The sequence below is a fragment of the Martelella sp. UBA3392 genome (assembly GCF_002358775.1).
Classification (GTDB): Bacteria; Pseudomonadota; Alphaproteobacteria; order Rhizobiales; family Rhizobiaceae; genus Martelella; species Martelella mediterranea.
The window spans coordinates 1-7,233 of the sequence record NZ_DEPM01000102.1; the positions used below are offsets into that span (position 1 = coordinate 1).

Genomic DNA, 7,233 nt, shown 5'->3' on the forward strand with positions numbered 1-7,233 from the left:
ATCAAGAACAACAGAGTTGATGACCCGGAATGTGGGAGATGTTTGTCAGCAAACTGGGCTTAAACCTTACACCTTCGGCGTGAACGGCGTTTCCGGAACCGGGGTGACCGGGCGGCCTTCGGCGAACCAGGACTTCAGATTGTCGGCCACCAATTGCGCCATGGCGCGGCGGGTGGCGACGGAGGCCGAGGCGACATGCGGCAACACGCTGACGGTGTCGAAGGTGAGCAGCTTTTCCGGCACATGCGGCTCGTCGTAGAACACGTCGAGGCCCGCGCCGCCGAGCGCGCCGGCCTCAAGGGCCGCGATCAGGTCGTCCTCATCCACGGTCCATCCCCGGCCGACATTGATGAGGATGCCGTTCGGGCCCAGCGCCTTCAGGATATCGGCATTGATGGTCTTGTGGGTTTCGTCGGTTTTCGGAACGATGGCGATCAGCGTATCCACCGCTTCGGCCAGCGAGGCGAGCGTCGGGTGATAGGCATAGGCCACGCCCTTTTTCGGGCTGCGGGTGTGATAGGCAATCTCGACCTTGAACGGCTCCAGCCGCGCGGCGATCTCCTCGCCGATCCGGCCGAGGCCGTAAAGCCCGACCTTGCGGCCTTTCAGCGTGAACGGCGAAAGCTCGAACGCGCCGTCGCGCTCCCAGCGGCCGTCGCGCACCCACTTTTCGGCGAAATAGAACTGCCGCACCGTGTTGAGCAGCAGCGCCACCGCCGTGTCGGCCACCTCGTCGTTCAGCACATTCGGCGTGTGGGTGATGATGAGGCCGCGGCTTGCGGCATGGTCGGTATCGATGCCGTCATAGCCAACGCCCGGGCAGGTGATGATTTCGAGGTTCGGCAGCGCGTCCATCTGCTCCGCAGAAAACCCGCCAAAGGCAATCACCGCGCGGATATCGCCGGCACGGCCGCCGAGCGCGCTCACCCCCTCCTGCGGCATGTCCAGCAGGTCGTAATCATCGGCGAGCGCCTCTTCGATGAATTTGTTCAGCTTTTGCGACAGCAGCACGGCGGGTTTGGGCATGGGGCCTCCGAGGGTATTTTTCTGAATGATGAATTAGACTGCGAGCGGGTTGTCCGCCGTCTCGCGATGGGGACCGGTGGATTGGCGGATGCGCATCTCAGGCTTGATCAGATGCATGCCGTTCGGCGCGCTGGAACCCGCGAGCCGGTCCAGCAGCGCGCGCGCGGCAAGCCGGCCGACCTCGGCCTGGCCGTTCCATACTGTCGTCAGCGATGGCGTGGCGATCGAGGCTTCCTCGAGATCGTCATAGCCGGTGACGGAGATATCGACGCCCGGCGTCAGCCCGGCGCGGGAAATGCCGTTCATCAGCCCGATCGCCACCAGATCGTTCCAGCACACCGCGGCCGTCGGCTTCTGCGGCAGCGAAAGGAAATGCACCGCCGCCTCGAACCCGCCCTGCTTGGAGCGCGGGCCGGGAATGCGCAGGCCCGGGTCGACCGGGATTCCGGCCTTCTTCAGCGCATTCACGTACCCGGCATAGCGGTCACGGCCCGTCGACGTCTGGTCTGTGCCGCCGATCATCGCGATGCAGCGATGGCCGAGACCGATCAGGTGGTTGGTCGCCAGCGCGATGCCGTAGCTGTCATCGCCGCGATAGGTCGGCAGGTCGAGTTCTTCCAGCGTGCGCGCCACGAAGATCGCGGGCATGCCGTTATCCTCGGCAAGCTGAACATCGGCGGCCGGCGTGCCGATCGCCGGCGACATGATCACGCCGTCACCGCCAAGCTGCAGCAGCGTCTCGATGAAGTTGCGCTGCTTTTCGACCGAATCGTAATGGTTGGACAGGATGAATGTATGCTGGTTGCGGTCGAGCTCGCTCTCGATCGCCTTCAGGATCTCGCCGTAGAACGGGTTCATGATGTCATGCACCACGACCCCGATAATGCCTGAACGCGAGGTGCGCAGGCTAGCAGCGCGGCGATTGTAGATATAGCCGAGCGCGCGGGCCTGTTCCTTGATCCGGTCGCGCGTGGCCGCCGCCACCAGCGGACTGTCGCGCAACGCCAGCGAGACCGTGGCCGTCGAGATGCCCAGCGATTCCGCGATGGTGGAGAGTTTGACTTTCTGAGCCACGACATACTCCGAATTGACGTGCGGCGCCCCTCTGCGCCGCGTTCATTTAAATTTTTTAAACAAAAATCTTGGCTATTTCAACTGTGCATCTACAATCGTTTTAATCGCCGCGTCTTATCAACAGGGATGGCTCATCCCCACCGCCTTCTTGCTCCTCCCTGCTGCGCTCCTTATATAGGCGCAAACGCCCTCTCAAGGTCCGCTTCAAGGATTGATCCATGACCGAAACGCTCGCAAAGCCCATTCCAGTGACCGTGCTGACCGGCTATCTCGGCTCCGGCAAGACCACGCTTCTGAACCGCATCCTCTCCGAAAACCACGGCAAGCAATATGCGGTGATCGTCAACGAGTTCGGCGAGATCGGCATCGACAACGACCTGATCGTGGAATCCGACGAGGAAATCTACGAGATGAACAATGGCTGCGTGTGCTGCACGGTGCGCGGCGACCTGATCCGCGTGGTCGAAGGCCTGATGCGCCGGCCGCGCTTCGACGGCATCATCGTGGAAACCACCGGCCTTGCCGACCCGGTTCCCGTGGCTCAGACCTTCTTCATGGACGACGATGTGCGTGCCAAGACCGCGCTCGACGCCGTGATCACGCTGGTCGACGCCAAGCACCTGCCGCTGCGCCTCAAGGACAGCCGCGAGGCGGAAGACCAGATCGCCTTCGCCGACATCGTTTTGCTGAACAAGACCGACCTCGTCAGCGCCGAGGAACTCGCCAATGTCGAAAGACTGGTGCGCGCCATCAATCCGGCAGCGAAGATCCATCACACGGAACGCTCGAGCATAGACATCAATAACATTCTCGGCCAGAACGCCTTCGACCTGCAGCATGTGCTCACCGACGATCCCCACTTCCTCGATCATGACGACCATCACGATCATGACCACGAATGCGGCCCGGATTGCGACCACGACCACGACCATCATCACCACCATCATGACCATGATCACGACCACCACCACCATGACCTGTCCGATCATCACGACGTGACGGTACAGTCGGTTTCGCTGCGCGGCGGCGAGCTCGATCCCAACCGGTTCTTCCCGTGGATCCAGTCGGTGACCCAGAACCAGGGGCCGAACATTCTGCGCCTCAAGGGCATTATCGCCTTCAAGAACGACACCGAGCGCTATGTCGTGCAGGGCGTTCACATGATCATCGAGGGCGATCACCAGCGCGCATGGAAGGATGGCGAGGCCCGTGAAAGCCGGCTTGTGTTCATCGGGCGCGAGCTCGACCGCGACAAGCTTGAGAAGAGCTTCCGCGCCTGCGAGGCCAAGTCCTGATGCCGAGCGTCGCGCCCTTCGACATCGACGACCATGTCATCGCCGCCGCCTTTCTTGGCGGCGTGCCGTTTTTCGCAACCGCTTCCGGAACGATCCACAGGCTGGACGAGGGCGAGAAGGTTACCGAGGCTCATGACGGATTGCTGACCTGCATCCGTGATCCCTTCAGCCGCTCTCTGATCACCGGCGGCGAGGATGGACGGGTGCTGCGCATCGCAGCGGACGGTTCCCTCACAGAACTCGCAAGCGAGCCGCGCAAGTGGATCTCGGTCGTCGCCGGCGGGCCGCAGGGCGCGGTTGCCTATGCCGTCGGCCGCGAGTCGCGGGTGATTGCTGATGGCAAGACCGTGAGCTTTCCAGAGGAGCGCAGCGTCGAGGGCATCGCCTTTGCGCCGAAGGGGCTGAGAATTGCCGTTGCCCGCTATGACGGCGTCAGCCTGCGCTGGGTCGGCGGCGCCGCGCCAGCGATCTGGCTGCCTTGGAAAGGCGCCCATCTCGGCGCGGCCTTTTCGCCCGACGGCCGTTTCCTCGTGACCACCATGCAGGAAAACGCGCTGCACGGCTGGAAGCTCGACGGCAAGCCGAAGGACGGTTTTCGCGACATGCGCATGAGCGGCTACCCCGCCAAGGTCAAGTCATGGTCGTGGAGCCCGCGCGGAAAATGGCTCGCGACCTCCGGCGCGCCGGCAGCGATCGTCTGGCCGTTTTCCGGCAAGGACGGCCCGATGGGCAAGGCCCCGCTCGAGCTTGGGACACGTTCGGATATCCTCGTCACCCAGGTTGCCTTCCACCCGCATGAAGAAATGCTCGCGATCGGCTTTGTCGACGGCATGGTGCTGGCGGTCAGGATTTCCGACGGCAAGGAGGCGCTGCTGCGCCGGCCGGGCAAGGGCGCGATCTCCGCGCTTTCCTGGGATGAGGACGGCAAGCGGCTTGCCTTTGCGTCGGAAGCGGGCGATTGCGGCATCATCACGATCGCGGATTGAGCCCCTTCAGCTTGTCCAGAACCTCTTCGGCCGAAACCGGACGGGCGTAGAAAAAGCCCTGCGCGGCGTCCGCTCCATGGGCGCAGATCCAGTCCGCCTGGGCCTGATCCTCAATCCCCTCGGCAACCGTCTGCAGCCCCAGAGCGCGACACAGGTTGATCGTGGAAACCACGATCTCCTCGCTCTGCCGGTCCGTGCCGACGCCGGCGATAAAGCTGCGGTCGATCTTGACTCGGTCGAACGGCAGTTCGCGCAACTGCCGCAGGCTCGAATAGCCCGTGCCGAAATCATCGAGTACGACCCGCACGCCCCGCTCCTTCAGCTTGCGGATGCAGCGGCGCGTGGCGGCGACATCGACAATCAGCGCATCCTCGGTGATCTCGATCTCGAGCCGCGCGGCCGGGAAGCCATGCCGCGAAAGCAAGGAGAACAGCTTTCCGGAGAATGCCTTGTCGGCGAGTTGATGGGGCGTGACATTGACAGCAATTGCCGGCGTGCCCGGCCAGTCCCTCGCGTCGCGGCAGGCCTGATCGAGCACCGATTCGAACATCTCCTGGATGAGCCCCGCCGCCTCGGCAAGCGGAACAAAATCGCCAGCGCTCAGAAGACCGAGGTTTGGATGCCGCCAGCGCGCCAGAACCTCCACAGTGCCCACCGCACCGTTCTCGCAATTCCGGATCAACTGATAGAATGGCACGATCTCGCCCTTGGCAATCGCATCCTTCAGTTCAAGCTCAAGCATCTGATGATCGCGCGCGGCGTGGATAATTTCGGGATCATACACCACAAACCGCCTGCGACCGTCCTCCTTGGCCTTGTACATCGCCGCATCGGCCTTCTTCAGCAGCATCTCCCGGGTACCGCCATCGCGCGGATAGACAGCGATGCCGATGCTGGCCGAGGGGGTGACCACGCGTCCAAGCAGCGTTATAGGTACGGCGACCGCGGAAAGCAGACGTTCCGCGATCTGTTCGGTCAAATCGCCAGACACATCGCCTTCGACAAGCGCTGCGAATTCGTCACCGCCAAGCCGTCCGAGAAAGTCCTGTGGCCGCAGGCTCTTCTTCAGTCGCTCGGCCACCTCCTGCAGAAGGCGGTCGCCGGCCTCGTGGCCGAGATTGTCGTTGATCTGCTTGAACCTGTCGAAATCGATGAACAAGACTGCAAGCCCGTCGGTCTTGCGCCGCGCACGCGTTAGCCGACGGTCGAACTCTTCCTCGAATGAGCGTCGATTCGGCAGGCCCGTCAAAGAATCCTGTCTGGCGAGCGCCTGCGCCAACCGCTCGGCCTTGTGACGCCGGTCGACCTCCTTGCGCAGCGCACCTGACCGCCGCCACAACAATATCGCCAGACCCAGGCTGGCGACCATGAAGCCCGTAAACAGCTCATCGAGCTGCCAATCCTCATGCGCCCGGGAAAAATCATGCAAGCGTTCGAAAGAATCAATAGACACCAGCAACGCCATCACCATTACGCCGAGAATGATCATGACGATGACGTCGTTTAGATATCTCTTATCAAATTTCGGCCAGTGCAAAGGCGCGCATCCTGATCTTGTTGGCGGACATACCAGAACGGAAGGTCATATCGAGCACGTCCATTGCGGCTCCGACGGCCGCTCGGTCCATGTAGAATATCAGAGAAACGAAAAAAAAGCCGCAGCATAAACCGCGGCTTTAATACCAATGTCTTGAATAGAAGAAGACGTCAGGCCGGCAGCACAGTCTGCCCCAGATGCGTCAGTTCGCCCAGCATCTGCTCCAGAGCGTTCTTGTGCTCGTGATGGCTCGCCTCGTCCAGTTCCTTGCGCAGCGTGGCGATGCGATCCTCGATCGCGCCGCTCGCCTCGCCGACGGGTACCGCGGTCTCGGCCAGCACCGTGCAGGATTTGCCCTGGATATCGGCAAAGCCGTGGAACACCAGAAACTGGAGTTCCTTGCCGTCGTGGTTCTTGAATTTCACCAGACCCGGCCGGATCGTGGTCATGGTCGGCGCATGGTTCGGCATGACCGTCATTTCACCCTCGGAGGCCGGAATAACCACTGCATCCGTCTCCGCAGAAGCCAGAAGCTTCTCGGGGGTCACCAGCTCGAAAACCATCGTGTCAGCCATGACGTTCTACTTTCCCGTCTTCACAGATTACCGGTTGAACCGGGCGGCTTGCGCCGCCCCGTTTCAAAAAATCAAGCCGCTTCGGCGAGCTTCTTGGCCTTCTCGACGGCATCGTCGATGGTGCCGACCATGTAGAAGGCGGCTTCCGGAAGGTGGTCGTATTCGCCTTCGACCAGCCCCTTGAACGAGCGGATCGTGTCTTCCAGCGAGACCAGGATGCCCGGAGCGCCGGTGAACACTTCAGCCACGTGGAACGGCTGCGACAGGAAGCGCTCGATCTTGCGGGCGCGGGCAACCGTGAGCTTGTCCTCTTCGGAAAGCTCGTCCATGCCGAGAATGGCGATGATGTCCTGAAGCGACTTGTAGCGCTGCAGCGTCGACTGAACCGCACGGGCAACCTGATAGTGCTCTTCGCCGACGATGATCGGGTCAAGCATGCGCGAGGTCGAGTCGAGCGGGTCCACGGCCGGGTAGATGCCCTTTTCCGCGATCGAGCGCGACAGCGTGGTCGTTGCGTCCAGATGGGCGAACGAGGTGGCCGGCGCCGGGTCGGTCAGGTCGTCGGCGGGCACGTAAATCGCCTGAACCGAGGTGATCGAGCCCTTGGTCGTGGTGGTGATGCGTTCCTGCAGAGCGCCCATGTCGGTCGACAGCGTCGGCTGGTAGCCAACGGCCGAAGGAATACGGCCGAGCAGAGCCGAGATTTCCGAACCGGCCTGGGTGAAGCGGAAGATGTTGTC

The 7,233-nt window shown here is 62.2% G+C and carries 6 protein-coding genes and 1 pseudogene; 2 read left to right on the forward strand and 5 right to left on the reverse strand.

The genetic code is table 11. The features are described from left to right. Positions 1 to 66: 66 nt before the first annotated feature. Both B4E36_RS07565 and B4E36_RS07570 read right to left on the reverse strand, forming a co-directional pair. Entirely contained in the window at positions 67 to 1,026 is a 960-nt protein-coding gene (locus tag B4E36_RS07565; protein WP_292059455.1) for a 2-hydroxyacid dehydrogenase, read from the reverse strand. Positions 1,027 to 1,059: 33 nt separating this feature from the next. Beyond that, the gene (locus B4E36_RS07570) at positions 1,060 to 2,100 is read right to left on the reverse strand and encodes a LacI family DNA-binding transcriptional regulator (RefSeq protein WP_230719073.1); all 1,041 of its coding nucleotides are present in this window, start codon (positions 2,098 to 2,100) and stop codon (positions 1,060 to 1,062) included. A gap of 218 nt (positions 2,101 to 2,318) precedes the next feature. Between B4E36_RS07570 and B4E36_RS07575 the strand changes: the two genes are divergently transcribed. Further along, on the forward strand, positions 2,319 to 3,395 hold the full coding sequence (locus B4E36_RS07575; RefSeq protein ID WP_345900190.1) for a GTP-binding protein: 1,077 nt from the start codon (positions 2,319 to 2,321) through the stop codon (positions 3,393 to 3,395). After that, positions 3,395 to 4,381 (forward strand): WD40 repeat domain-containing protein, encoded by a 987-nt coding sequence (locus tag B4E36_RS07580; RefSeq protein WP_292059460.1) that lies wholly within the window; start codon positions 3,395 to 3,397, stop codon positions 4,379 to 4,381. The genes B4E36_RS07575 and B4E36_RS07580 overlap by 1 nt, the downstream gene beginning before the upstream one ends. Here the strand turns inward: B4E36_RS07580 and B4E36_RS07585 are convergent. From B4E36_RS07585 to B4E36_RS07595, 3 genes and pseudogenes are all read right to left on the reverse strand, one after another. Further along, positions 4,365 to 5,834, reverse strand: a complete 1,470-nt coding sequence (locus B4E36_RS07585) for a putative bifunctional diguanylate cyclase/phosphodiesterase (RefSeq protein WP_292059461.1) — start codon at positions 5,832 to 5,834, stop codon at positions 4,365 to 4,367. The genes B4E36_RS07580 and B4E36_RS07585 overlap by 17 nt on opposite strands. A 254-nt stretch (positions 5,835 to 6,088) precedes the next feature. Beyond that, positions 6,089 to 6,493, reverse strand: coding sequence for a F0F1 ATP synthase subunit epsilon (locus B4E36_RS07590; protein WP_018062861.1), 405 nt, complete (start codon positions 6,491 to 6,493; stop codon positions 6,089 to 6,091). Positions 6,494 to 6,564: 71 nt separating this feature from the next. Next, a pseudogene (locus B4E36_RS07595) lies at positions 6,565 to 7,233 on the reverse strand (F0F1 ATP synthase subunit beta); the annotation flags it as partial.